Genomic DNA, 23,613 nt, shown 5'->3' on the forward strand with positions numbered 1-23,613 from the left:
CAAAGCTTTTCACAGTTTCGCGTCCGCTACGCGACGTCTCGGTCCTTACACGTGCCAATGATCCAATGTCCCATTCTGATTTGTTTTGCAAAAGGGAAGCATCTGAGGCCGGTGAGGTCAAGGATCGATGCCCCGGCAGCGGCCGGTGTTTGGTCAAGAAATCGTCGGGACGACACGGTAAAGCGCGTGGGCAAACGTCGATTTGCAGCCGGCATGCCGATGGCGCCGGCTGGCGCGATTTACCGTGCTTCCTGTGCGGCCCGGTGCATATGGCCGCTCCAGCGCTGATTGCCCGGTCTGTCGCAGTGGTCTTGAGCGTCGCATGACCGTCGTGGCGGGTGTGCCCGCCACGACGTCGTTTGATATCAGGCCGCAAGCGCGTCCAGGATGCGGATCCACGAGCGGATGCCCTTGTGATAGGACTGCAGCTCGTACTTTTCGTTGGGTGAATGGATGCGGTCGTCGGAAAGACCGAAGCCGACCAGCAGCGATTCCATGCCGAGCATCTTCTGGAAATCGCCGACAATCGGGATCGAGCCGCCCATGCCGATGACGACGGCCGGCTTCGGCCACTCGTCGGAGAGGGCGAGCTTGGCCGTGTTGAGCAGGTTCGAATCGTAAGGCAGCTGGATGGCCGGCGAACCGCCATGGGCGTGGAACTCGACCGTGCAATCGGCGGGCACCTTCGAGCGCACATAGGCGCGGAAGGCTTCGCGGATCTTGTCCGGGTTCTGGTTGCCGACGAGACGGAAGGAGACCTTGGCGGAGGCCTCGGCGGCAATTACCGTCTTGAAGCCTTCACCGGTATAACCGCCGGTGATGCCGTTGATCTCGGCGGTCGGGCGCGCCCAGGTGAGTTCGAGAACCGAGCGGTTCTTTTCACCCGACGGGATCGACAGTCCGATCTCGCCGAGGAACTTTTCCGCCGTCTGGCCGAGCGTCTCCCAGCCGGCCTTGATCTGTTCCGGGGTCTCCTCGACCCCTTCATAGAAGCCGTCGAGCGTTACGCGGCTGTCGTCGTCGTGAAGGCCTGCGAGAATGCCGGTGAGGATACGGATCGGGTTGGCGGCAGCGCCGCCGAAATAGCCCGAATGCAGGTCGCGGTCGGCGGCCTTGATGACGACTTCCTCGCCGACGAGGCCGCGCAGGCCGGCCGAGATCGCCGGCGTGTCCCGGTCCCACATGCTGGTGTCGCAGACAAGGGCGTAGTCGGCCTTGAGTTCGGCGGCATTGGCTTCGAGGAAAGGCTTCAGCGACGGCGAGCCGGATTCTTCCTCGCCTTCGAACAGGATGGTGACGCGGCAGGGCAGCGTTCCGTGAACATCCTTGTAGGCGCGCGCCGCCTCGACGAAGGTCAGGAGCTGGCCCTTGTCGTCGGCGGTGCCGCGGCCGGTGATGACCTTGCGGCCGGGCTCCAGTTCCTTCAGGCCGGGCTCGAACGGGTCGGTGTCCCAAAGGTTCAGGGGGTCGACCGGCTGGACGTCATAGTGGCCGTAAAACAGCACGTGCGGGGCATCGGCCGTAGCGCCGGCGTGATGGGCGACGACCATCGGATGTCCGGGGGTGTCGCGCACGGACGCGGTGAAGCCGAGGCCGTTCAGTTCCGCGACCAGCCATTCGGCGGCCTTGCGGCAATCGGCCTTGAAGGCCGGATCGGTCGAGATCGACTTGATGCGCACGAGGTCGAAAAGCCGGTCCAGGCTCTTCGGCAGGTTGGCATCCGCGCGCTCGAGAATGGGGGTGATATCTGCCATCATGCATATCCTTGCTTCATGTTTGCCGGAACCTACTGCATGACGTCGTAAATCGGAATCGATTTCAGCGGCGAAATCAGGCAGTCGTTCGACGGGCGGCAGCTGCTCAGGCGCGTCCGAACGGACACGCTGACGTTGCTTTAGAGCCTGAAGCGATCGGGTTTAAGCCAAATCTTTTGATGGAACGATCAGAGAGGGTTCTTCCCCCTCATGGCGCGCTGCCGTCCTGCCCGGCACGGGCAAGCGCCATGCGCATGTATTCGAGCATCAGCTCGCGCTCGAATTGGCGCAGACCCGACAGCAGCGACTGATCGGCGGCGAGTGCCGCCTCCTTGGCCGCAGCCTCGATATCGCGCGCCCGCTCGGTCAGGAACACCTGCTGCGACCGCTTGTCCTGCGGATGCCTGCGGCGGGTGATGAGCCCGTCGCGCTCCATCCGCGCCAGCGTGTTGGCCATGGTCGCCTGCTCGATATCGAGCCTGTCGAGAAGCTGCTTCTGGGTCAGGCCCTCCTCGGCCCACAGTTCCAGGAGGACGGGAAACTGCCCGGGTGCGAAGCCGAGCTTTTGCGCGCGTTCCTGGAGGGCACGCGAGAAACTCTTGGCCAGCAGGCTGGCCAGGTAGGTCGCCGATTGCATTCGATTGAAGGCCATGTCCCATGGGTACGCCCGAAGCGGCGCGAAGACAAGTTACAAAGCAGGCGATGGAGTTTAGAAAGCCTTGTCTCACAAGGATTTGACCCCAGAAACGAGAAACCGCCACGGCGCGGAGGCGGCGCCGTGGCGGTTCTCTGAAAACGGGACAAAGGCCCGGAGAGGGGGATAAGGCCTTTGTCCTCATCTGGTGCGGGCGGGGGACAGGCCAATCACCAGAAGACGGCATCACTCGGTGCCGTTGATTAGGATTTGAGGATTCAAATGTGGCTTTTCAAGGATAGGGGGCCCGAATCCGACATTACAAATGCGTAACGTTTCTGTGAGACTTACGTCGTTCTCGGCACCGTCCCGAAACCGGACGGGATCGCAGCTCTTCGTTATCGCAACAGCCCCGACCAGACCCGGAAAGACCCGGCGCGCAGGCCTTCCCCTTGCTGCCAGAAATAGGCATTGCGCCCCCAGCTGACAAGCAGGCAGATCGGCCGTATCCAGCCATCTTGCCCGGAGCACGCGCCGGCGATCGTGCGCCTGTTCGAGCCCCTGTCGGAAGCGCTTGCGACAAAGAAGAGAATGTCGGGCGCGCTGAAAACCGCAATGGACGTTTCGCTCCCCTCGCGCTATCCATTGCCGATGAAAAACGGTGATCACCTCTTCCTCGTCGACGGCTCCGGATTCATCTTCCGGGCGTTCCATGCCATCCCGCCGCTCAACCGCAAATCCGATGGCCTTCCGGTCAATGCGGTGTCCGGTTTCTGCAACATGCTGTGGAAGCTCTTGACCGATGCGCGCGACACGTCGGTCGGCGTCACGCCGACGCATTTCGCCGTCATCTTCGACTATTCCTCGAAGACGTTCCGCAACGAACTCTATGACCTCTACAAGGCCAATCGTTCGGCGCCGCCGGAGGAGCTCATCCCGCAGTTCGGGCTGATCCGCCACGCCACCCGTGCCTTCAACCTGCCCTGCATCGAGAAGGAAGGCTTCGAGGCCGACGACCTGATCGCCACCTACACGCGCCTTGCCGAAAAGGCGGGCGCCAGCGTCACCATCATCTCCTCCGACAAGGACCTGATGCAGCTGGTGACGCCGAATGTGTCGATGTACGACAGCATGAAGGACAAGCAGATCTCGATCCCGGAAGTGATCGAGAAATGGGGCGTGCCGCCGGAAAAGATGATCGACCTGCAGGCGATGACCGGCGATTCCACCGACAACGTGCCCGGCATTCCCGGCATCGGTCCGAAGACGGCTGCGCAATTGCTGGAGGAATACGGCGACCTCGATACGCTGCTCGCGCGTGCCGGCGAGATCAAGCAGGCCAAGCGCCGCGAAAACATCATTGCCAACGCCGATCTCGCACGCCTCTCGCGCCAGCTGGTGACGCTGCGCACCGACACGCCGCTCGACGTGCCGCTCGAAGATTTTCAGCTCGAGCCGCAGGACGGGCCACGCCTGGTCGCGTTCCTGAAGGCGATGGAATTCACAACACTCACCCGCCGCGTCGCCGCGGCCACCGGCACGGACGCCGATGCGATCGAGCCGGCGACGGTGCCGGTCGAGTGGGGTGACGACGCGCGTGGGCCCGATCTCGACAAGGCGGCGGTTTCGAAGGCGCCGCTCGGTGCCGGTGAGGCCGTGCCCGCCGGCGAAGCCGAGGCCGTCGCGACTGCAGGAGCCGGCGACGCCACGGCCGAGGCGCTCGCGCAGTCGCGCGCAGCCCTTTTCGCCAGCGCCGCCATCGATCATTCGACTTACGTCGCGATCCGCGACCTCGCGACGCTCGATGCCTGGATTGCCGACGCCAGGGACGCGGGCCTCGTTGCCTTCGACACCGAAACCACATCGCTTGATGCCATGCAGGCCGAGCTCGTCGGCTTCTCGCTGGCGATCGCCGATTACGCCAGGGATCCTTCTGGAACCGTGATCCGCGCGGCTTACGTGCCCCTGATCCACAAGACCGGCGTCGGAGACCTTCTGGGTGGTGGCCATGCGGAAAACCAGATCCCGGTGCGCGAAGCGCTGAGCCGGCTCAAGGTCCTACTCCAGGACCCCTCGGTGCTGAAGGTCGCGCAGAACCTGAAATACGATTACCTGATCATGAAGCGGCACGGCATCACCGTTCAGGGCTTCGACGACACCATGCTGATGTCCTACGTCGTCGATGCCGGAAACGGCACGCACGGCATGGATGCCCTGTCGGAGCGCTGGCTCGGCCACAAGCCGATCGCCTACAAGGACATGACCGGCAGCGGCAAGTCGTCGGTGACCTTCGATTATGTCGATATCGACCGCGCCACCGCCTATGCCGCCGAGGATGCCGACGTCACCCTGCGGCTCTGGCACGTGCTGAAGCCACGGCTGAGCGCCAAGGGGCTGGTGCGTGTCTATGAACGGCTGGAGCGGCCGCTGGTGCCGGTTCTGGCGCATATGGAGGAGCGCGGCATCACCATCGACCGCCAGATCCTGTCGCGCCTGTCCGGTGAACTGGCGCAAGGCGCCGCAGCCCTTGAGGACGAGATCTACAAGCTGGCCGGCGAAACCTTCACGGTCGGCTCGCCCAAGCAGCTCGGCGATATTCTCTTTGGCAAGATGGGCCTGCCGGGTGGCTCGAAAACCAAGACCGGCCAATGGTCGACCTCGGCGCAGGTGCTCGAGGATCTTGCGGCCGAAGGCCATGAACTGCCGCGCAAGATCGTCGACTGGCGCCAGATGACGAAGCTGAAGTCGACCTATACCGACGCCCTGCCGGGCTTCGTTCATCCGGAAACCAAGCGCGTCCACACCTCCTATGCGCTGGCATCGACGACCACGGGGCGTCTGTCGTCGTCCGAACCGAACCTGCAGAACATCCCGGTGCGTACCGCCGAAGGCCGCAAGATCCGCACCGCCTTCATCGCCACGCCCGGCCACAAGCTGCTGTCGGCCGACTACAGCCAGATCGAGCTGCGTGTGCTCGCCCATGTCGCCGATATTCCGCAGCTGCGCCAGGCCTTTGCCGACGGCGTCGACATTCATGCCATGACCGCCTCGGAGATGTTCGGCGTTCCGGTCGAAGGCATGCCGAGCGAAATCCGCCGGCGGGCGAAGGCCATCAACTTCGGCATCATCTACGGTATCTCTGCCTTCGGCCTCGCCAACCAGCTGTCGATCGAGCGTTCGGAAGCCGGTGACTACATCAAGAAGTATTTCGAGCGCTTCCCCGGCATTCGCGACTACATGGAAAACACCAAGGCCTTTGCCCGCGAGCACGGTTATGTCGAAACGATCTTCGGCAGGCGGGCGCACTATCCCGACATCCGCTCGTCGATCCCCTCGCACCGCGCCTTCAACGAGCGCGCGTCGATCAACGCGCCGATCCAGGGATCGGCCGCCGATATCATCCGTCGCGCCATGGTCAAGATCGAGCCGGCGCTCGCCGAGGCGAAGCTGTCCGCCCGCATGCTGCTTCAGGTGCACGACGAACTGATCTTCGAGGTCGAGGATGCCGAGGTCGAGCGCACCATTCCGATCGTCGTCTCAGTGATGGAGAATGCGGCCATGCCCGCGCTCGACATGCGCGTGCCGCTCAAGGTCGACGCCCGCGCAGCCATGAACTGGGACGAGGCGCACTGAGGTTTCCTGAGGGGTTCCATCAGAAGCCTCTGGTCGACAGATGCGGTTATTCTTGCAAAAGGCGGCCCCCACGGCCGCCTTTCGTTTGTCCTGATATCACGATGAGAGAAAGCGTCTCCTGCGGCCATGTCGGCCCCATGCCGGCCGTTGCGGCAAGCGCGGTCACCTTCTAGGCAGCGACCTTGGAAGGCGCCAGCGCGCCCGGTAAAACCGTTGACCGGAGGGGACCATGACCACCAACACGTTCATCCTTGTGCTGGCCTGTGACGACAGGCCCGGCATCGTCGCCCAGGTGACATCAGAGCTTGCTGCCCTTGGCGCCAACATCGCCGAAAGCAGCCAGTTCTGGGACCGCGGCACCAATGGCTTCTTCATGCGCATCGCCTTCCAGGCGCCGGAGGGCGTGCTGCGCCACGATATCGAGCGAGCGCTGCAGCCGGCTATCGACCGGTTCCAGATGCGCGTCACGCTGAGCGAAGCGACACGCAGGCCGAAGGTCATCATCCTGGTGTCGAAGTTCGACCACGCGCTCTTGCATCTGCTCTATCAGATCCGTGTCGGCTGGCTTCATGCCGAGGTCGTCGCGATCGTTTCCAATCACGAGGATAGCCGGCGGACGGCCGAGCTGGAGGCGATCCCCTATCACCACTGGCCCGTGTCGAAGACCAACAAGGCCGAGCAGGAGGAGAAGCTGCTCGGCCTGGTGCAGGAGACCGGAGCTGACCTGGTCATCCTGGCGCGCTACATGCAGGTGTTTTCGGATACGCTGTCGAAACGCCTCTATGGCAAGGCGATCAACATTCACCACTCGTTCCTGCCGTCGTTCAAGGGTGCAAAGCCCTATCACCAGGCGCACGAGCGCGGCGTCAAGCTGATCGGCGCGACCGCGCACTACGTCACCCCGGATCTCGACGAGGGCCCGATCATCGAGCAGGAGACCGAACGCGTCAGTCACGCGCTGACGGCGGACGACTTCGTCGCCAGCGGCCGCGACATCGAGAGCCGCGTGCTGGCGCGCGCCGTCAGGCTGCACCTGGAGCGGCGCGTCATGCTCAACGGTCACAAGACGGTGGTGTTCAGCTAGAACGCGTCCGCTTACGGATGAAGCGCTCGTTCGGCGGTCGATGGCGCGCTGACGGCCGGCGGGGTGCGAAAGCTCGAAAACAGCCGGCTCAAGCCATCGCGCCCTTCGATGACGAGATCAAAGCGGCGGCCGAAGAGCAGCCATTGGGTGCACAGGCCCAGCATCATCCAGTGAAGCGTGCGGGTCGCCGATGTCGGCGTCCAGTTGTCGCGCATATGACCCTTGGCAAGGGCGCGGGCGAAGGCCAGCTCGAGCAGGGCATTGTGATGCTCGTCGAGCTCCTTGTGCCGGGTCAGGACCTCGGCCATGTCGCCGTCGTAGTTGGTGCGCAGCATGATGGTGAGAATGCGCTGACGCTGCTCGTCAGCGGCCAGGATATCGATCCAGGCACCCATCGCGTCCTCGACGATCGCCAGCGTATCGGCAGCTTCCGCCTCGATCTCCTGGGCGATCATGTCTTCCTGCGGCAGGGGGACTGCGTCATGCAGGGCGAGGAAAAGGTCAGTCTTGTTGGAAAAGTGCCAGTAGATGGCGCCGCGGGTTACGCCCGCTTCCTTGGCCACTTCCTCCAGTGTCGTGTTGGAAACACCCTTTGCGTAGAAAACGCGTTCGGCCGCATCCAGGATCTTCTGCCGGGTTGCCTCCGCATCGGCTTTCGTTCGGCGCATTCATTCCTCCTTGCAGAACGGCCCGCCCAGGGGGCGGGCCGTCGATTGTCATCTTACTCGGCGGGTGTGGGTGTTTCGGTCGCAGCCGGTGTGGCTTCTGCCTTCTTGCGTCCGAACAGCTTCGTGACGAACACGAAGAACACCGGAACGAAGAAGATCGCCAGCACCGTTGCCGAGATCATGCCACCCATCACGCCGGTACCGATGGCGCGCTGGCTGCCTGAGCTTGCGCCCGTCGCGATCGCGAGCGGCAGAACGCCGAGCGTGAAGGCGAGCGACGTCATCAGGATCGGACGGAAGCGCAGATGCGCCGCCTCCAGCGTCGCGTCGATCAGCGACTTGCCCTGCTCGCGCAGTTCCTTGGCGAACTCGATGATCAGGATGGCGTTCTTCGCCGACAACCCGATGATCGCGATCAGGCCGACCTTGAAGTACACGTCGTTCGGCATGTCGCGCATCGTCACGGCCAGAACCGAGCCGATGACACCGAGCGGAACCACCATGATGACCGCGACCGGGATCGACCAGCTCTCATAGAGGGCTGCAAGGCACAGGAAGACCAGCAGGCACGACAGCGCGATCAGGAGAGGCGCCTGGGTGCCGGACTGGATTTCCTGCAGCGACTGGCCGGTCCACTCGTAGCCGAAGCCTGCCGGCAACTGCCCAGCAAGCCGCTGCATCTCGTTGATCGCGTCACCTGACGAATAGCCATGGGCCGCTTCGCCACTGATACGCACCGACGGGTAGCCGTTGTAGCCGATCGTCTGGGTCGATGCCTTGACCCACTCCACGGTCGCAAAGGCCGACAGCGGAACCATGCCGCCATTGGCGTTGCGCACGTTGAGGTTCAACAGGTCCGACGTCTGCATGCGCTGACCTTCGTCCGCCTGCACCGTCACGCGCTGCATGCGGCCGGCATTCGGGAAGTCGTTGACGTAGGACGAGCCGAGATTGGTCGAGATCGTCGAGTTGATGTCGGCAAAGGTGACGCCGAAGGTATTGGCCTTTTCGCGGTCGATGGTCACGCTGACCTGAGCCGCATCGGGCATGCCTTCGAAACGAACGCCAGTGACGATCTTGCTTTCGGCCGCAAGGCCGAGAAGCTGGTCGCGGGCCTGTGACAGCGCCGCTTCGCCGAGACCGCCGCGATCCTGCAGGCGGAAGGAGAAGCCGCCGGTGGTGCCGAGACCCTGGATCGCCGGCGGCGACAGCGCGAAGCTGATCGCATCCTTGATCTGGCTCATCGCCATCGTCGCCCGCATGGCGATCGACTGGGCGGCGTTGTCGGCGTCGCGTTCCTTCCAGTCCTTCAGCGTCACGAAGGCGAGCGCCGCGTTCTGTCCGGTGCCAAAGAAGGAGAAGCCGTTGATCGCGATGATGCGTTCGACAGCGGGCTCCTGGCCGAAGATCTTTTCGGCCTGCTCCACCACCTCGGTCGTGCGGTTGCCCGTCGCCTCGGAGGGGAGCTGCATCATGACGATCACGAAGCCCTGGTCTTCGTCCGGAAGGAACGACGACGGCAGCTTCATGAACAGCCAGCCGAGACCGGCCAGAACCGCAAGGTAGACGATCATGTAGCGGCCGGTCCGGTGGACCATGCGCTTCACGAGGCCGCTGTAGCCATGCGAGGTCTTGTCGAAGCTGCGGTTGAACCAGCCGAAGAAGCCGCGCTTGGCGTGGTGGTGGCCCTTGGGAACCTGCTTCAGGAAGGTGGCGCAGAGCGCCGGCGTCAGCGACAGGGCAAGCAGCGCCGAGAACAGGATCGACACGACCATCGTCAGCGAGAACTGGCGATAGATCACGCCGACGGCGCCCGGGAAGAAGGCCATCGGAATGAACACCGAAGCCAGGACCAGCGTGATGCCGATGACGGCGCCGGTGATCTGCTTCATCGCCTTGCGGGTCGCCTGCTTCGGCGTCAGTCCCTCTTCGGACATGATGCGTTCGACGTTTTCGACGACGATGATCGCATCGTCGACGAGAATGCCGATCGCCAGCACCATGCCGAACATGGTCAGAACGTTGATCGAGAAGCCCATCGCCAACATGACCGCGCAGGTGCCGAGCAGGGCGACCGGCACGACGAGCGTCGGGATGATGGTGTAGCGGATGTTCTGCAGAAACAGGAACATCACGATGAAGACGAGCGCGACCGCTTCGACCAGCGTCGAAAGCACCTTCTCGATCGAGACGGCAACGAACGGCGAGGTGTCGTAGGGAACCGAATATTCGAGGCCCTGCGGGAAGAACTTCGACAGTTCGTCCATGCGCTCCTTGATCGCGGTCGATGTCGACATGGCATTGCCGCTCGGCGACAGCTGCACGGCGATGGCCGCAGACGGCTTGCCGTTCAGGCGGGTCGAGAACGCGTAGCTTTCACCGCCGATTTCGACGCGGGCAACGTCACGCAGACGAACGGAGGAACCGTCCGGATTGGCGCGAAGCACGATCGCTCCGAATTCCTCGGCGCTCGACAGCTGGCCCTTGACGACGACGGGCGCGCTGATCTGCTGGGTGATCGGGTTCGGCTGCGCGCCGATCGAGCCGGATGCGATCTGGGCGTTCTGCGCCTGGATGGCATTTGTCACGTCGGCGGCCGTCAGGTTGAGGCCGAGCATCTTGTCGGGATCGAGCCAGATGCGCATCGACCGTTCGGTCGCAAACAGCTGCGCGCGGCCGACGCCGGGCACGCGCTGAACTTCGTTCAGCACGTTGCGGCTGAGATAGTCGCCGAGACCGATGGCATCCATCGAGCCGTCGGTCGAGGTGAGCGCGACGATCATCAGGAAGCCGGAGCCGGCTTCGTCGACCTGCACGCCCTGGCGCTTGACCGAATCGGGCAGGCGCGGTTCGACCCGGCGAACGCGGTTCTGGATGTCGACGGCCGCCTGTCCCGGGTCTGTACCGGGTGCAAAAGTGGCGCTGATGTCGACCGAGCCGGAAGCGCTGGAGGTCGATTCGAAGTAGAGCAGGCCCTCGACGCCGTTCAGCTCGTTTTCGATGAGCCGGGTGACGCTCTGGTAGGTGTCTTGCGACGAGGCGCCGGGATAGCTCGTATTGATGGAGATCTGCGGCGGCGCGACATCAGGATATTGCGATACCGGCAGGAGCGGTATCGCAATGATGCCGGCGAGCATGATGAAGATCGCCACCACCCAGGCAAAAATCGGCCTGTCGATGAAAAAACTGGGCATTAATCAGCACTCACTTTGTGGCTTCAGCGGGCTTTTCTTCGGCGGCTGCAGTCGTCTGGGCTGCTTCGGCCGCGGGCTTGGCGTTCGGGTCCCAGTCGGTCGGCTCGACCGGTGCACCGGGTCCGATCTTCTGGAAGCCTTCGACGATGACCTTCTCGCCGGGCTTCAGACCCGACGTGACCTGCCAGCGGGTTCCCACGGTGCGTCCGAGCGTGACGTTGCGGAACTCGACCTTCTTGTCGGCATCGACGACATAGACCTGCGACTGACCGGCAACATTGCGCTGGACAGCCTGCTGCGGCACGGTGATCGCGTTCTTTTCGACACCCTGCTGGACCAGCACGCGGACGTACATGCCCGGAAGCAGATCGCCATCTGGGTTGGGGAATTCGCCGCGCAGCGTCACCTGGCCGGTCGTCGCATCGACGGCGGCTTCGGAGAACAGCAGCTTGCCCTTGTGTTCGTAAGGCGTGCCGTCGTCGAGGATCAGCTGAACCTCGGCTTCCTGGTCGCCGCTCATCATCTGGCCGTCCTCGAGTGCCTTGCGCAGGCGGATGAGATCGGTCGCCGACTGGGTAAAGTCGGCGTAGAGCGGGTCGAGCTGCTGGATCGTGGCGAGGTTTTCCGAGCTGTTGGCACTGACGAGTGCACCCTCGGTGATCAGCGCGCGCCCGATCTGGCCGCTGATCGGCGCGGTCACGTTGGCATATTGCAGGTCGAGCTTGGCAGCGGCGAGGCCGGCCTGGGCGATGGCGACGTCTGCAGCAGCTGCGGCGAGCAGGGCGGCGGCGTCGTCGAACTGCTGGGCGGCAACGACGTTGGCCTTTTTCAGTGCTTCCTGGCGTGCAGCTTTCTGCTCCGCCTGCAGGCGCACGGCCTCGGCGCGGCGCAGCGTCGCTTCAGCCTTTTCGACCTGAACCTGGAAGGGAGCCGGATCGATGCGGTAGAGCACGTCGCCTTCCTTCACCTTGGTTCCCTGCTGGAAGACGCGCTCGACGACGATGCCGGAAACGCGCGGGCGCACCTCGGCGACGCGTGTCGCGGTGATGCGGCCCGGCAGTTCGTTGGTGATCGGCAGCGTCTCGGATGCGGTCGTGAAGACGGCAACGGCTGAGGGCGGGAAGGCGGGAGCGGCCTGTTCTTCTTGTTTCTGGCAGCCGGAAAGCAGAATCACGGTTGCCAAGGCGGCGGCCAGTGTCGGTCGGTTCATGCGCATAGCGATGTCCATGTTCGGTGACCGTGCGCAGCCAGATTGGGAGGGCTGCGCGGTCCGGAAGTGAAGGGAAGCGGGACCGGCATGGGAACGGAGAATACCGGAACGCTAATATACAAACATAAATGTATGTTAATTTGCGCCGCAGTGCAACACCGTGATGCGGTGCGTTGGTTCCAGCAAAAAATCAGCCGCCGCAGTGCGTAGAGCACCACGGCGGCGTGATATCACCAAGCTGTGATCCGTCCGTCAGGCCGGATTGTTTGCCTCAGGCGAGGATGCGGTCATCGGCACCGAAGCGGTGCATGCTGCCGACCATCGGCGTCGCATAGACAATGTCGTCAGGCGCGTAGCGGTGTTCGCCGAACAGCCTGACCGTGATCAGGCCGACCTGCTCGGACTCGATGTAGACGATGGTGTCGGCACCCAGATGCTCGACATGCACGACCTTGCCCTTCCAGTCGCCGCTGTCGCGCGACAGGCCGATATGTTCCGGTCGGATGCCGATCGTCTTGGCGCGGCTATCGCCGAGCCGGGCGCCGTCGACGAAGTTCATCTGCGGCGAGCCGATGAAGCCGCCGACGAAGACGTTGGCCGGGCGGTTGTAGAGATCCATCGGCGAACCGATCTGCTCGATCTGACCGGCGTTCAGCACCACGATCTTGTCGGCGAGCGTCATCGCCTCGACCTGATCGTGGGTAACGTAGATCATCGTCGCCTTGAGGCTGCGGTGCAGCCTTGCGATCTCGAGCCGGGTGTTGACGCGCAGCGCCGCGTCGAGGTTCGACAGGGGCTCGTCGAAGAGGAACAGCTTGGGTTCGCGCACGATGGCGCGGCCGATGGCGACGCGCTGGCGCTGGCCGCCGGAAAGCTCTGCCGGGCGCCGTGCGAGATAAGGGTCGAGCGACAGCATGCTCGCCGCCTTGCCGACCTTTTCTTCGATTTCCGCCTTCGGTTTGCCGGCCTGCTTCAGGCCGAGGCCCATATTGTCCTTCACCGTCAGGTGCGGATAGAGCGCGTAGGACTGGAACACCATGGCGATGCCGCGCTTGGCGGGTGCGACGTGACCAACTTCGACGCCGTCGATCTGGACGCTGCCGGAGGTCGCATCCTCGAGGCCGGCGATGGTGCGCAGCAAGGTCGACTTGCCGCAGCCGGAGGGCCCGACGAAGATGACGAACTCGCCGTCCTTCACTTCGAGATCGATGCCCTTGAGAACCTCATGGCTGCCATAGGCCTTGCGGATGGATTTGAGTTGAAGTGATCCCACCTGATTGCCCCTCTTAAAGTTTGACCGGCTGGCCGCTGCGCACGCTTTCATCAGCGGCAAGGCAGATGCGCAGCGACTGGACGGCATCGTCCATGTGGCGGTCGAGATTGATATCTTCGCGGATGGCCTTCAGCACATAGGCCTGCTCCCGGTCGCACAGTTCCTGGTGGCCGGGCTCGCCGTCCATCTTCAGGTCGTCGTCCGGTTTCAGGAAACGCCCGTCTGGGCCGGTTTCCGCGCTGTGGAGGCGAATGACCGCCGTCTTGGTGTGCATGTCGATATCGTCGGACTTGGCGTTCTGGTCCATGACGATCGAGACGGATCCCTTCGGCGACATCACGTCCTTCACGAAGAAGGCGGTTTCGGAGATCATCGGACCCCAGCCGGCTTCGTACCAGCCGGTCGAACCGTCCTCAAAGATCACCTGCAGATGGCCGTAGTTGTACATGTCCGGCGCGATTTCGTCGGAAAGACGCAGGCCCATGCCGCGCACTTCCACCGGCTTGGCGTCGGTGATCTGGCACATGACGTCGACATAGTGCACGCCGCAGTCGACGATCGGCGAGGTCGTCTTCATCAGCGACTTGTGCGTCTCCCAGGTCGGGCCGCTCGACTGCTGATTGAGGTTCATGCGGAAGACGTAGGGGCCGCCAAGCTTGCGGGCTTCGGCGATCAGCCGGATCCACGACGGGTGATGGCGCAGGATATAGCCGATGATCAGCTTGCGGCCATGCTTTTTTGCGGCGGCAACGACGCGCTCGGCGTCGGCGACCGTCGTTGCCAGCGGCTTCTCCACGAACACGTCGCAGCCCGCTTCGAAGGCGGCGACTGCATAGTCCGCATGACTGTCGGAATAGGTGCAGACCGAGCAGAGCTCGGGTTTCAGTTCCGCAAGTGCCGTCTTGAAATCCGGATGGATCGTATAGCCGCTCAGCTCTTCCGGCAGCGGCACCTTCGAGCGGTTGACCAGGCCGACGATCTCGAAGCCGGGGTTGTTGTGGTAGGCGAGCGCATGGCTGCGCCCCATGTTGCCGAGCCCTGCGACGAGGACGCGGACCGGTTTGCTGTCTGAACTCACTTGACTGCTCCTGCGGTGATGCCGCGGATCAGCTGCCGCGAGAAAATGACGTAGAGGACGAGAACCGGAAGGATCGCAAGCGACAGGGCCGCAAGCACCGCGTTCCAGTTGGTGACGAACTGGCCGATGAAGATCTGCGAGCCGAGCGTCACCGTCTTGGTGGCTTCCGCCGGCGCGAGGATCAGCGGGAACCACAGATCGTTCCAGATCGGGATCATCGTGAACACGGCGACCGTCGCCATCGCTGGCCGGATCAGCGGCAGAACCAGGCGGAAGAAGATCGAGTATTCCGACAATCCGTCGATGCGGCCGGCATTCTTCAGGTCATCGGAGACCGTGCGCATGAATTCCGACAGGATGAACACCGCAAGCGGCAGCCCTTGCGCGGTGTAGACCAGGATCAGTGCCGTCAGCGTGTTGACGAGGTTGGTGGCGACCATGCCCTGAAGGATGGCGACGGTGCCAAGCCGGATCGGGATCATGATGCCGATCGCCAGATAGAGGCCCATCAGCGTGTTGCCGCGGAAGCGATATTCCGAGAGGGCGAACGCTGCCATCGCGCCGAACAGCAGCACCAACGCGATCGCGACGATGGTGACGATGAAGCTGTTCTGGAAATAGGTGGCGAAATCACCCTGGCCGAGCACCGTCTGATAGCCGATCAGGCTGAATGTTTGCGGCGTGGGCACAGACAGCGGCGCCCGGAAGATGGCGTTTCGGTCCTTGAACGAGTTGATGATCGTCAGGAACACCGGAAACAGCGAGATCAGCGTATAGGCGATCAGGGCTGCGTGGACGAAGCCGGTGCGGAAAATGGAGTTGCGTGCTTGCGACATCTCGGCCTCCCTTAGAACTGATAGCGGCGCATGCGGCGCTGGATGACGAAGAGGTAGAGCGAGACGCCGGCGAGGATGATCAGGAACATCACCGTTGCGATCGTCGCGCCCATCGAGCGGTCACCGAGCTGCAACTGGAAGCCGAAGAACGTGCGGTAGAGCAGCGTGCCGAGAATGTCTGTCGAGCCGTCAGGACCGGCAAGCGCCCCTTGCACCGTATAGACGAGGTCGAAGGCGTTGAAGTTGCCGACGAAGGTCAGGATCGAGATGATGCCGATCGCGGGCAGGATCAGCGGCAGCTTGATCTTCCAGAATTGGCTCCAGCCGGTGACGCCGTCGCATTCGGCCGCCTCGATCACCTCGTCGGGAATGTTGAGGAGCGCAGCATAGATCAGCATCATCGGGATGCCGACATATTGCCAGACCGAGATCAGCGACACGGTGATGAGCGCCGAGCCGGGCTTGCCGAGCCAGGGCGCAAACAGCGACTTCAGGCCGACGAGGTCGAGCATCCACGGGGAAACGCCCCAGATCGGCGACAGGATCAGCTTCCAGATGAAGCCGACGATCACGAAGGAGAGAAGCGTCGGCAGGAAGATCGCCGTGCGGTAGAAGGTGACGAAGCGCAGCTTGGGAATGGACAGCATGGCCGCGAGCGCCACGCCGATCGGGTTCTGCACGCACATGTGGATGATGAAGAAGATGACGTTGTTCTTCAGCGCGTTCCAGAAGTCATGGGCCCAGCGTTCCTCGCCGAACAGAACCTGGAAATTCGCGAGGCCGACGAAGGTCGGCTGACCGTCGACCGTGTTGTACAGCGACAGGCGCAGCGTCTCGATCAGTGGCAGGATCATCACCGCCGTGTAGACCACGAGGGCCGGCAGCAGAAAGACGAGGATGTGCCAGCGTTTCGGCCGTCTCGCGGTCGGCTGTTCCTCATGCAGTGAAGTGGCGTTGCTCATTGATCGTACCCGCTTGTTCGACCGGTTCCCCTGGGCATCATGATGCGTATCGGCGCGATACGGCCGGTCCTGCCGCATAACGCCTGCCCCGATCCGGGCTCATGACGAAGGTTAAGGCTATCGCGTTTTTTTGCAAACGACTGCGTCGGTGGCCTCCCCATAAAGGGGAGGCCGATGACGCTGCGGCTGGGGGAGTGCCTCTTTGGACATTGTCGCCCCGCCCGGCCCTTGCTGCATGCTTCGGTGGAACCATGCAGCAACTCGAAATGCTACGGCGACGTTTGCGCGTCTCATCAGACGCATGGCGCCGTAGGGCCGACCCTCCCCGTGAAGGGAGGGAACCAGTTGCACTTACTTTGCCGGCTTGTACCAGCCGTCGAGGCCCTTCTGCAGCTTTTCCGCGGCCACTTCAGGCGTATCGGTGCCGTTGATGACGTTTGCAGATTCGACCCAGGTCTCGTTTTCGAGGTTCGGCGTGCCGCGCGACAGGATCTGGTAGGTCGAGCGGATCGTCGGCTTGCACTTTTCGCGCCAGGAGACGAATTCCTGTGCGAGCGGATCGGCCATCTTCACCGCGGTCGAGTTCAGGCTGAAGAAGCCCGGCAGCGCGTTGGCGTAGATTTCGGCGAATTCCGGCGACGAGATCCAGGTCAGGAGCTTCTTGGCTTCTTCGGCATGCGCGCTCTTGGCGTTGAGGCCGACGCCGATGTCGTTGTGGTCGGAGATGTAGCAAGCGTCGCCGGCGTTCTTAACCGGTGGCGGGAATGCGCCCATCTTGAACTGGGCCTGGGTGTTGAACAGGCCGATTTCCCACGAGCCGGCCGGGTAGATCGCGGCGCGGCCGAGCGTGAACAGGTTCTGGCTGTCCGGATAGGTCTGGGCTTCGAAACCGTCGCCGAGGTAATCCTTCCACTTGGCCAGAACCTTGTAGGGCTCGACCCACGCGGCGTCGGTCAGCTTTTCTTCGCCCTTGATCAGCTTGGCGCGGCCTTCTTCACCCTTCCAGTAGGTCGGGCCGATGTTCTGGTAGCCCATGGTCGCGGCTTCCCAGAGGTCCTTGGTGCCCATCGCCATCGGGATGTAGTTGCCGTCGGCCTTGATCTTGTCGAGCGCCGCGAAGAATTCGGCTTCGGTTGCCGGCGGCTGGATGCCGAGCTGGTCAAAGGCGTCCTTGTTGTAAATGAAGCCGTGGATGACCGATGCCATCGGCACGCAGAAGGTGGCTGCGCCATCGTCGGTGGTCCAGGCGGACTTGGCGACCGGCGAGAAGTTCTCCATGCCCGGAAGGGCCGTCAGGTCGGCCAGGTGCTTCTTGTTGTAGAGTTCGAGCGAGGCGTCGAACGGACGGCAGGTGATGAGGTCGCCAGCCGAACCGGCGTCGAGCTTGGCGTTCAGCGCCGCGTTGTATTCGGTCGGCGCGGTCGGTGCGAACTTGACCTTGATGCCCGGGTGCTTGGCTTCAAACGCCGGGATCAGCTTTTCCTGCCAGATCGCCAGGTCGTCGTTGCGCCAGCTTTCGATCGTCAGCGTGACGTCTTCGGCGTGTGCCAGACCGGCCGAGCCCAGAATGCTCGACGCGAGCAGCAGGCCCTTGAGTGTTGTACGGGTCATTCAGCTTCTCCCTCTTATATGCGCCGTTCCGGCGCGGTTTGAATCCCAGTTTCTTGTCAGGCCGAGACGATATCGATCGCCCGGCGCAGATTCTGCTTGCTCTGGTCGAGCGCCGCTTCGGCCGCCGCCACATCCTTGGCGCCGGAGGCGAGCAGGATGGCGATCTTGACCGAGCCGGAGGCGGTATTGATCAGCCGGCCGGCCTCGGACGCGCTGATGCCGGTAATGTCGGCAACGATGCGCACCGCCCGGCCATGCAGCTTGATGTTGTCGGCGCGCAGGTTGACCATATGGCCGTCGAGCACGTGGCCGAGATGGATGCCCACCAGTGTCGAGAACATGTTGAAGGCGATCTTCTGCGCCGTACCGGCTCCCATGCGCGTCGAGCCGGAGATCACCTCCGGCGGCGTCTGCAGCAGAATGGCGACGTCGGCGTCCTTGAAGAGAGCGGCACCCGGATTGTTGGCGACCGCGATCACCTTGGCGCCGCGCTGGCGCGCTTCGTCGGACGCGGCAAGCGCATAGGGCGTCGAGCCGCTGGCCGACACCGAAATCAAACAGTCGCCGGCCGTGATGCCGGCCTTGCGCACGTCTTCACGCGCAAGCTCCATATCGTCTTCATAGCCGCCGGCAAGGTCGCTGAGGCTGGCAGTGCCGCCCGCAAGCAGCACGACGATCTGGTCCTGGGGGATGCCATAGGTGCCGGGGAGTTCCAGCGCGTCGGCCATGGCCATCAGGCCCGAACTGCCGGCCCCGGCATAGGCAAGCCGCCCGCCGGAGGCAAGCGCTTCGGCAGCCAGGGACGCTGCGGCGGAGATCGGCTCGATTGCCGCGTCCACCACCTTTGCCGCCGCCTGCTGCCCGGATGCGAGCAGCCGAAGCGCCAGCGCCGGATGCATGACATCGAGGCCCTTGGCGTTATCGTGACGCTCCTCGGTCTTCACTGAAGGCATAGGTTGTGTCTCCTCTGAGCGAATTAATGCCAAAAAAATACCAATTGTCTAGGGCAAATTACATTTTGAAGCCAGAAAAAAGCAATCTCTGAAATTATCCGTTGTTATTCAATGCATTATTTCAAAAAACGCGGTCGAGACCGATTCGGACTTGGTTATTGGTACTTTTTTGGTATCTTCAACGGGCGGAGGTACTCATGCCAAACTACCTAATAGGAATCGACGGCGGCGGAACGAGCTGCCGGGCGGCTGTGGCTGCGGGGGATGGACGGATCCTTGGCCGCGGCAAGGCAGGTGCTGCGAACATTCTGACCGATCCCGAAACGGCGCTCGCCCATATCGGCGATGCCGCGCGGGCCGCGTTCGAAGAGGCCGGTCTTGATCCCGACGGCATTGCCGCGGCGCGCGCGATCGTGGGTGTCGCCGGGCACAATGTCGGCGATGCCGTGCACTATGTGAAGCGCCGCCTGCCGTTTGCCGCAGCCGATATCGAATCGGATGGCCTGATCGCGCTTCAGGGTGCGCTCGGCAACGAGGACGGTGCGGTTGCCATTCTTGGCACCGGCAGCATCTACATCCTGCGCCAGGGTGCAACGGTCAGCTATGTCGGCGGCTGGGGCTTCACCATCGGCGATCACGGCAGCGGCGCTCGCATCGGCCATGCCCTTCTGCAGGAGAGCCTGCTCGCCTTTGACGGCATCCACGAAGCGTCGCCCGTGACCGACAGCGTCATGGCCGAATTCAGGAACGATCCGGGCAATGTCGTCGATTTCGCGCGACTGGCAAAGCCGGGTGAGTTCGGCCGCTACGCCCCGCGTGTGTTCGAGGCGGCGCAACTGGGCGACCCGGTCGCCGTGCGACTGTTGAAGTCGGCAGCGACCACCATCGACGAAGCGCTCGACGTGGTGGTGGCCCGGGGCGGGCGCAAGATCTGCCTGCTTGGCGGTCTCGCTCCGATCTACCGTCCGTGGCTTGCGCAGCGCCATCAGCCGCTGTTCGTCGAAGCCGAGGCCGACGCGCTCACCGGCGCCGTGGCGCTCGCCGCCCAGCGCTTCGGCTCCAGCCCGGAGGTTGGAGCATGACCGATCATCTCGCCGCCATCCTGCCGCTCGAGGGGCTTTTGGCCGGCGGATCCGGCCCGCTCTATCTCAAGCTGCGCCAGTCGCTGGAAGATGCTATCCAGTCGGGCAAGCTCAATCACGGCGACGCCCTGCCGCCGGAGCGCGACCTGGCCGACTACGCCAATATCAGCCGCGTCACCGTGCGCAAGGCGGTCGACGACCTCGTGCGCGACGGTCTGCTCGTGCGCCGTCACGGCTCCGGCACCTTCGTGGTCAAGCCGGTGTCCAAGGTCCAGCAATCGCTGTCGCGGCTGACGTCGTTTACCGAGGACATGGCGCGCCGCGGCCTCAACACCCACGCACGCTGGCTCGAGCGCGGCCTTTTTCATCCATCGCCGGACGAAATGATGGCGCTGGGCCTGCCGGCAGATGCGCTGGTGGCGAGGCTGGGGCGCCTGCGCATCGCCGGCGACATGCCGCTCGCGATCGAGCGTGCCAGCATTTCGGCCGAATTCCTGCCCGATCCGCAGGCCGTCACGGCGTCGCTCTATACCGCGCTCGACAAGACCCGCTCGCGCCCGGTGCGCGCCGTGCAGCGCATCTCCGCCTGCAACATCAAGGATCCCGACGCCTCCATGCTCGGCGTCGCGGTCGGCTCGGCCGGCCTTTCCATCGAACGTGTCTCCTATCTCGCATCGGGACGCGTCGTCGAATTCACCCGCTCGCTCTATCGGGGCGACGCCTATGACTTTGTCGCGGAACTGACCCTGTCGGAATCCTGACCGACGAAGCCGCCAAGAGAGGAATTGACCATGCAGACCAACATGCGCCGAGAAATCGACGAGATCCCCGAAGCCGCCCAGCGCTTGCTGGAACGCTCCGCCGATCAGTTGAAGGCAGCCGGCGCGGCACTGCGCGCCAAGGATCCGGCCTTTCTGGTAACGATCGCGCGCGGCTCTTCCGACCATGCGGCCCTGTTTCTGAAATATGCGATCGAGCTGCAGGCCGGTCGCCCGGTCGCCTCGCTCGGACCGTCGCTGGCCTCGATCTACGGCGCCAAGCTTAAGCTCGGGGGCGCTGCCGCCATCGCCATTTCGCAATCGGGCAAGAGCCCTGACATCGTCGCCATGGCGCAGGCGGCAACCGATGCCGGTGCCGTTTCGATCGCGCTCACCAATACGCTTCCGTCGCCGATTTCCGAGGCCTGCACCCATCCGCTCGATATTCTCGCCGGGCCCGAGATCGCCGTCGCTGCGACCAAGTCCTACGTCAATTCCATCGTCGCGGGCCTTGCCGTTCTCGGCGAATGGACCGGCGATGCGTCGCTGCAACGTGCCGTCGCCGACCTGCCGAACCAGTTCGCAAAGGCTGTGAAGCTTGACTGGCAGTCCTTTGCCGACGACCTCGGTGAGGCCGAATCGCTCTACGTGCTCGGCCGTGGCCCGGCGCTGGCGATCGCCAGCGAAGCGGCGCTGAAATTCAAGGAAACGTCGGGCATGCATGCCGAGGCCTATTCCGCCGCCGAGGTGTTGCACGGACCGGTGGCGCTGGTCGGTGCCAAATTCCCGGTGCTGACGCTTGCAGCGCGCGACGCGGCCGAAAGCTCGGTCGCGGGCATCGCCGACGGCATGGCCGAAAAGGGCGCGGTGGTTCACGCGACCTCGAGCCTTGCCGCCAAGGCCAAGCGTCTGCCGTTCGTTGAAACCGGTCACCCGATCACCGACGCGCTGACGCTGATCCTGCCGTTCTACGGCTTCGTCGAGGCCTGGTCGCGCTCGCGCGGCCTCAACCCCGACGCACCGGCGAGCCTCAAGAAGGTAACGGAGACGAGATGACCGAGACGAAGGCAATCATCGGCGCCCGCCTGTTCGATGGCATCGAATGGCACGATGGCGCCGCCCTCCTGATCGAGGCCGGTCGCGTCAAGGCGATCGTTGCCGCCGGTGATGTGCCGGCCGGCGCCGAGACCGTCGATGCGCATGGCCTGTTGCTGGTGCCGGGGTTCATCGACCTCCAGGTCAATGGCGGCGGCGGCGCGCTTCTCAATGCGCAACCGACGCTTGAGGGCATTCGCCAGATCTGTTCGGCCCATGCGAAGTTCGGCACCACGGCGCTGCTCCCGACGCTGATCACCGATACGCGCGAGGTGCGTGCGGCGACGATTGCCGCCGGCGTTGCGGCAAAGGCGGCAAGCGTGCCCGGCTTCCTCGGCCTGCATCTGGAAGGCCCGCATCTCTCTGTCGCGCGCAAGGGCGCGCACGACCCCGCGCTGATCCGGCCGATGGATGAGGCCGACCTCAAGGACATGCTGGACTGCGCACGCGCGCTCGGCGTGCTGATGGTCACGGTCGCTCCGGAAAACGCGACGAAGGAGCAGGTGCGGGCGCTCGCCGATGCCGGCGCCGTCGTCAGCCTCGGTCATACCGATGTCGGCTACGAGACCGCCGTCGCCTATGCGAAGGCCGGGGCAAGGACGGTGACACACCTGTTCAACGCCATGAGCGGGCTTGGCCACCGCGAGCCCGGCGTCGTCGGCGCAGCACTTGCGACCGGCACGTTGCATGCCGGCCTGATCGCCGACGGCTACCATGTCGAACCGGCCTCGATGGGCGTCGCGCTGCGCGCGAAGACCGGTCCCGGCCAGATCTTCCTGGTTACCGACGCCATGTCGCCGATCGGAACCGATATGACGAGCTTCGAGCTCAACGGTCGCGAGATCCTGCGCCATGGTGGCCGATTGACGCTTGCCGACGGCACGCTCGCCGGCGCCGATATCGACATGCTGTCGTCGGTGCGCTTCGTGCACGAGAAGCTCGGGCTTCCGGTCGAGGAAGCGCTGCGCATGGCGTCTGCCTATCCCGCCGACGCGATGGGCCTCTCCTCGCACAAGGGCCGTCTGTTGCCCGGCTCCGACGCCGACTTCGTGCTTTTGACGCCGGACCTCGGCATGGGATCCACCTGGATCGGCGGAACGCAGGTCTACGCCGCCTGATTGCAGCGACGAAAGAACCGGAAAGCCTGAGCGCTTTCCGGATTTCGGCATGCGTTTGCTTAAATCACGACAACGGTCGCGCCGGTCGGGGCCTTGTCGAAGAGGTCGATGATATCCTCGTTGACCATGCGAATGCAGCCGGACGACGCCTCGGTCCCGATCGTCCAGGGCTCCGAGGTGCCGTGGATGCGATAGAGCGTGTCGCGACCATGCTGAAACAGATAGAGGGCGCGCGCGCCAAGCGGATTGTCGACACCAGGCGCGATCCTCGACGGTAGCCCTTCGACATTGCGTTTCATGTCGTCGGTCGGATACCAGGCCGGCCACACCGCCTTGCGACCGACGATCGCCTCGCCCTTCCAGCTGTAACCGGAGGTGCCGACCGCAATGCCATAGCGGTCGGCGGTGCCGTTGCCACGGATCAGGTAGAGCAGCTTTTGCTGCGTGACGACGACGATGGTCCCGGCCGCGTAGCCGGGTGGCGCCGCTACCGTCGCCGGTCTGAGCCGCGGCGCAAATTTGCTGCGGTCGACGATGCGGACCGGATAGGCCTCCTGCGCATAGGCCCGCGGGGGCACGGCGATTGCGGCGGCGGAAAGTCTTGGGTCGCCTTCCGTGCGAGGGCTGCAGGACGTACACGTGATAAGGACCGCGGCGAGGACAGCAGCTC

At 63.8% G+C, this 23,613-nt stretch carries 18 protein-coding genes; 6 read left to right on the top strand and 12 right to left on the bottom strand.

Features of this window, described 5'->3' with window-relative positions; genetic code table 11:
• Positions 1-365: 365 nt before the first annotated feature.
• Together RTP54_RS00310 and RTP54_RS00315 are read right to left on the bottom strand one after the other, a co-directional pair.
• Entirely contained in the window at positions 366-1,757 is a 1,392-nt protein-coding gene (locus tag RTP54_RS00310; protein WP_112809349.1) for a M20/M25/M40 family metallo-hydrolase, read from the bottom strand.
• Positions 1,758-1,962: 205 nt separating this feature from the next.
• Positions 1,963-2,406: a MarR family winged helix-turn-helix transcriptional regulator gene (locus RTP54_RS00315; protein ID WP_112809348.1), complete on the bottom strand. Its 444-nt coding sequence runs from the start codon at positions 2,404-2,406 to the stop codon at positions 1,963-1,965.
• 633 nt (positions 2,407-3,039) lie between these two features.
• Between RTP54_RS00315 and polA the strand changes: the two genes are divergently transcribed.
• A complete protein-coding gene (gene polA / locus RTP54_RS00320) occupies positions 3,040-6,021 on the top strand; it encodes a DNA polymerase I (protein ID WP_312363108.1) in 2,982 nt (993 codons plus the stop codon).
• A gap of 229 nt (positions 6,022-6,250) precedes the next feature.
• Entirely contained in the window at positions 6,251-7,105 is an 855-nt protein-coding gene (purU, locus tag RTP54_RS00325) for a formyltetrahydrofolate deformylase (protein WP_312359936.1), read from the top strand.
• An 11-nt stretch (positions 7,106-7,116) separates the two neighbouring features.
• Here the strand turns inward: purU and RTP54_RS00330 are convergent, their stop codons facing one another.
• From RTP54_RS00330 to RTP54_RS00370, 9 genes are all read right to left on the bottom strand, one after another.
• On the bottom strand, positions 7,117-7,773 hold the full coding sequence (locus tag RTP54_RS00330) for a TetR family transcriptional regulator (RefSeq protein WP_112834283.1): 657 nt from the start codon (positions 7,771-7,773) through the stop codon (positions 7,117-7,119).
• Between the two features lie 53 nt (positions 7,774-7,826).
• Positions 7,827-10,967, bottom strand: a complete 3,141-nt coding sequence (locus RTP54_RS00335) for an efflux RND transporter permease subunit (protein ID WP_112809345.1) — start codon at positions 10,965-10,967, stop codon at positions 7,827-7,829.
• A 10-nt stretch (positions 10,968-10,977) separates the two neighbouring features.
• Complete coding sequence (locus tag RTP54_RS00340; RefSeq protein WP_112809344.1) at positions 10,978-12,195, bottom strand: efflux RND transporter periplasmic adaptor subunit; 1,218 nt, start codon at positions 12,193-12,195, stop codon at positions 10,978-10,980.
• 253 nt (positions 12,196-12,448) lie between these two features.
• Positions 12,449-13,450 carry an ABC transporter ATP-binding protein gene (locus RTP54_RS00345; protein WP_112809343.1) on the bottom strand — a complete coding sequence of 334 codons (1,002 nt, stop codon included), beginning with the start codon at positions 13,448-13,450 and terminating at the stop codon, positions 12,449-12,451.
• A 13-nt stretch (positions 13,451-13,463) separates the two neighbouring features.
• A complete protein-coding gene (locus RTP54_RS00350) occupies positions 13,464-14,528 on the bottom strand; it encodes a Gfo/Idh/MocA family protein (RefSeq protein ID WP_112809342.1) in 1,065 nt (354 codons plus the stop codon).
• The gene (locus RTP54_RS00355; RefSeq protein ID WP_112809341.1) at positions 14,525-15,364 is read right to left on the bottom strand and encodes a carbohydrate ABC transporter permease; all 840 of its coding nucleotides are present in this window, start codon (positions 15,362-15,364) and stop codon (positions 14,525-14,527) included. Before RTP54_RS00355 ends, RTP54_RS00350 begins: the two co-directional genes overlap by 4 nt.
• 11 nt (positions 15,365-15,375) lie before the next feature.
• Complete coding sequence (locus RTP54_RS00360) at positions 15,376-16,326, bottom strand: carbohydrate ABC transporter permease (RefSeq protein WP_112809340.1); 951 nt, start codon at positions 16,324-16,326, stop codon at positions 15,376-15,378.
• Between the two features lie 351 nt (positions 16,327-16,677).
• Positions 16,678-17,937: an ABC transporter substrate-binding protein gene (locus RTP54_RS00365; protein ID WP_112809339.1), complete on the bottom strand. Its 1,260-nt coding sequence runs from the start codon at positions 17,935-17,937 to the stop codon at positions 16,678-16,680.
• A 56-nt stretch (positions 17,938-17,993) separates the two neighbouring features.
• Complete coding sequence (locus RTP54_RS00370) at positions 17,994-18,890, bottom strand: N-acetylmuramic acid 6-phosphate etherase (RefSeq protein ID WP_112817927.1); 897 nt, start codon at positions 18,888-18,890, stop codon at positions 17,994-17,996.
• Positions 18,891-19,087: 197 nt separating this feature from the next.
• Here RTP54_RS00370 and RTP54_RS00375 point away from each other — a divergent pair, with 197 nt between their 5' ends.
• From RTP54_RS00375 to nagA, 4 genes are read left to right on the top strand one after another with little or no spacing between them, the layout of a single operon-like run.
• Complete coding sequence (locus RTP54_RS00375) at positions 19,088-19,972, top strand: N-acetylglucosamine kinase (protein WP_312359952.1); 885 nt, start codon at positions 19,088-19,090, stop codon at positions 19,970-19,972.
• Positions 19,969-20,733, top strand: a complete 765-nt coding sequence (locus RTP54_RS00380) for a GntR family transcriptional regulator (RefSeq protein ID WP_112809336.1) — start codon at positions 19,969-19,971, stop codon at positions 20,731-20,733. The genes RTP54_RS00375 and RTP54_RS00380 overlap by 4 nt, the downstream gene beginning before the upstream one ends.
• Positions 20,734-20,763: 30 nt before the next feature.
• Entirely contained in the window at positions 20,764-21,786 is a 1,023-nt protein-coding gene (locus RTP54_RS00385; protein WP_112809335.1) for an SIS domain-containing protein, read from the top strand.
• Positions 21,783-22,943, top strand: coding sequence for an N-acetylglucosamine-6-phosphate deacetylase (nagA, locus tag RTP54_RS00390; RefSeq protein ID WP_112809334.1), 1,161 nt, complete (start codon positions 21,783-21,785; stop codon positions 22,941-22,943). Before RTP54_RS00385 ends, nagA begins: the two co-directional genes overlap by 4 nt.
• A 59-nt stretch (positions 22,944-23,002) precedes the next feature.
• Here nagA and RTP54_RS00395 read toward each other — a convergent pair whose 3' ends face one another.
• Positions 23,003-23,521: a L,D-transpeptidase gene (locus RTP54_RS00395; protein WP_312359957.1), complete on the bottom strand. Its 519-nt coding sequence runs from the start codon at positions 23,519-23,521 to the stop codon at positions 23,003-23,005.
• Positions 23,522-23,613: the final 92 nt, after the last annotated feature.

Source organism: Ensifer sp. (genome assembly GCF_031989085.1).
Lineage (GTDB): Bacteria > Pseudomonadota > Alphaproteobacteria > Rhizobiales > Rhizobiaceae > Ensifer.

Coding starts and splice junctions, on each gene's coding strand:
- RTP54_RS00310 (WP_112809349.1), bottom strand. CDS start 1,757: ATGATGGCAGATATCACCCCCATTCTCGAGCGCGCGGATGCCAACCTG.
- RTP54_RS00315 (WP_112809348.1), bottom strand. CDS start 2,406: ATGGCCTTCAATCGAATGCAATCGGCGACCTACCTGGCCAGCCTGCTG.
- polA (WP_312363108.1), top strand. CDS start 3,040: ATGAAAAACGGTGATCACCTCTTCCTCGTCGACGGCTCCGGATTCATC.
- purU (WP_312359936.1), top strand. CDS start 6,251: ATGACCACCAACACGTTCATCCTTGTGCTGGCCTGTGACGACAGGCCC.
- RTP54_RS00330 (WP_112834283.1), bottom strand. CDS start 7,773: ATGCGCCGAACGAAAGCCGATGCGGAGGCAACCCGGCAGAAGATCCTG.
- RTP54_RS00335 (WP_112809345.1), bottom strand. CDS start 10,967: ATGCCCAGTTTTTTCATCGACAGGCCGATTTTTGCCTGGGTGGTGGCG.
- RTP54_RS00340 (WP_112809344.1), bottom strand. CDS start 12,195: ATGGACATCGCTATGCGCATGAACCGACCGACACTGGCCGCCGCCTTG.
- RTP54_RS00355 (WP_112809341.1), bottom strand. CDS start 15,364: ATGTCGCAAGCACGCAACTCCATTTTCCGCACCGGCTTCGTCCACGCA.
- RTP54_RS00360 (WP_112809340.1), bottom strand. CDS start 16,326: ATGAGCAACGCCACTTCACTGCATGAGGAACAGCCGACCGCGAGACGG.
- RTP54_RS00365 (WP_112809339.1), bottom strand. CDS start 17,937: ATGACCCGTACAACACTCAAGGGCCTGCTGCTCGCGTCGAGCATTCTG.
- RTP54_RS00370 (WP_112817927.1), bottom strand. CDS start 18,890: ATGCCTTCAGTGAAGACCGAGGAGCGTCACGATAACGCCAAGGGCCTC.
- RTP54_RS00375 (WP_312359952.1), top strand. CDS start 19,088: ATGCCAAACTACCTAATAGGAATCGACGGCGGCGGAACGAGCTGCCGG.
- RTP54_RS00380 (WP_112809336.1), top strand. CDS start 19,969: ATGACCGATCATCTCGCCGCCATCCTGCCGCTCGAGGGGCTTTTGGCC.
- RTP54_RS00385 (WP_112809335.1), top strand. CDS start 20,764: ATGCAGACCAACATGCGCCGAGAAATCGACGAGATCCCCGAAGCCGCC.
- nagA (WP_112809334.1), top strand. CDS start 21,783: ATGACCGAGACGAAGGCAATCATCGGCGCCCGCCTGTTCGATGGCATC.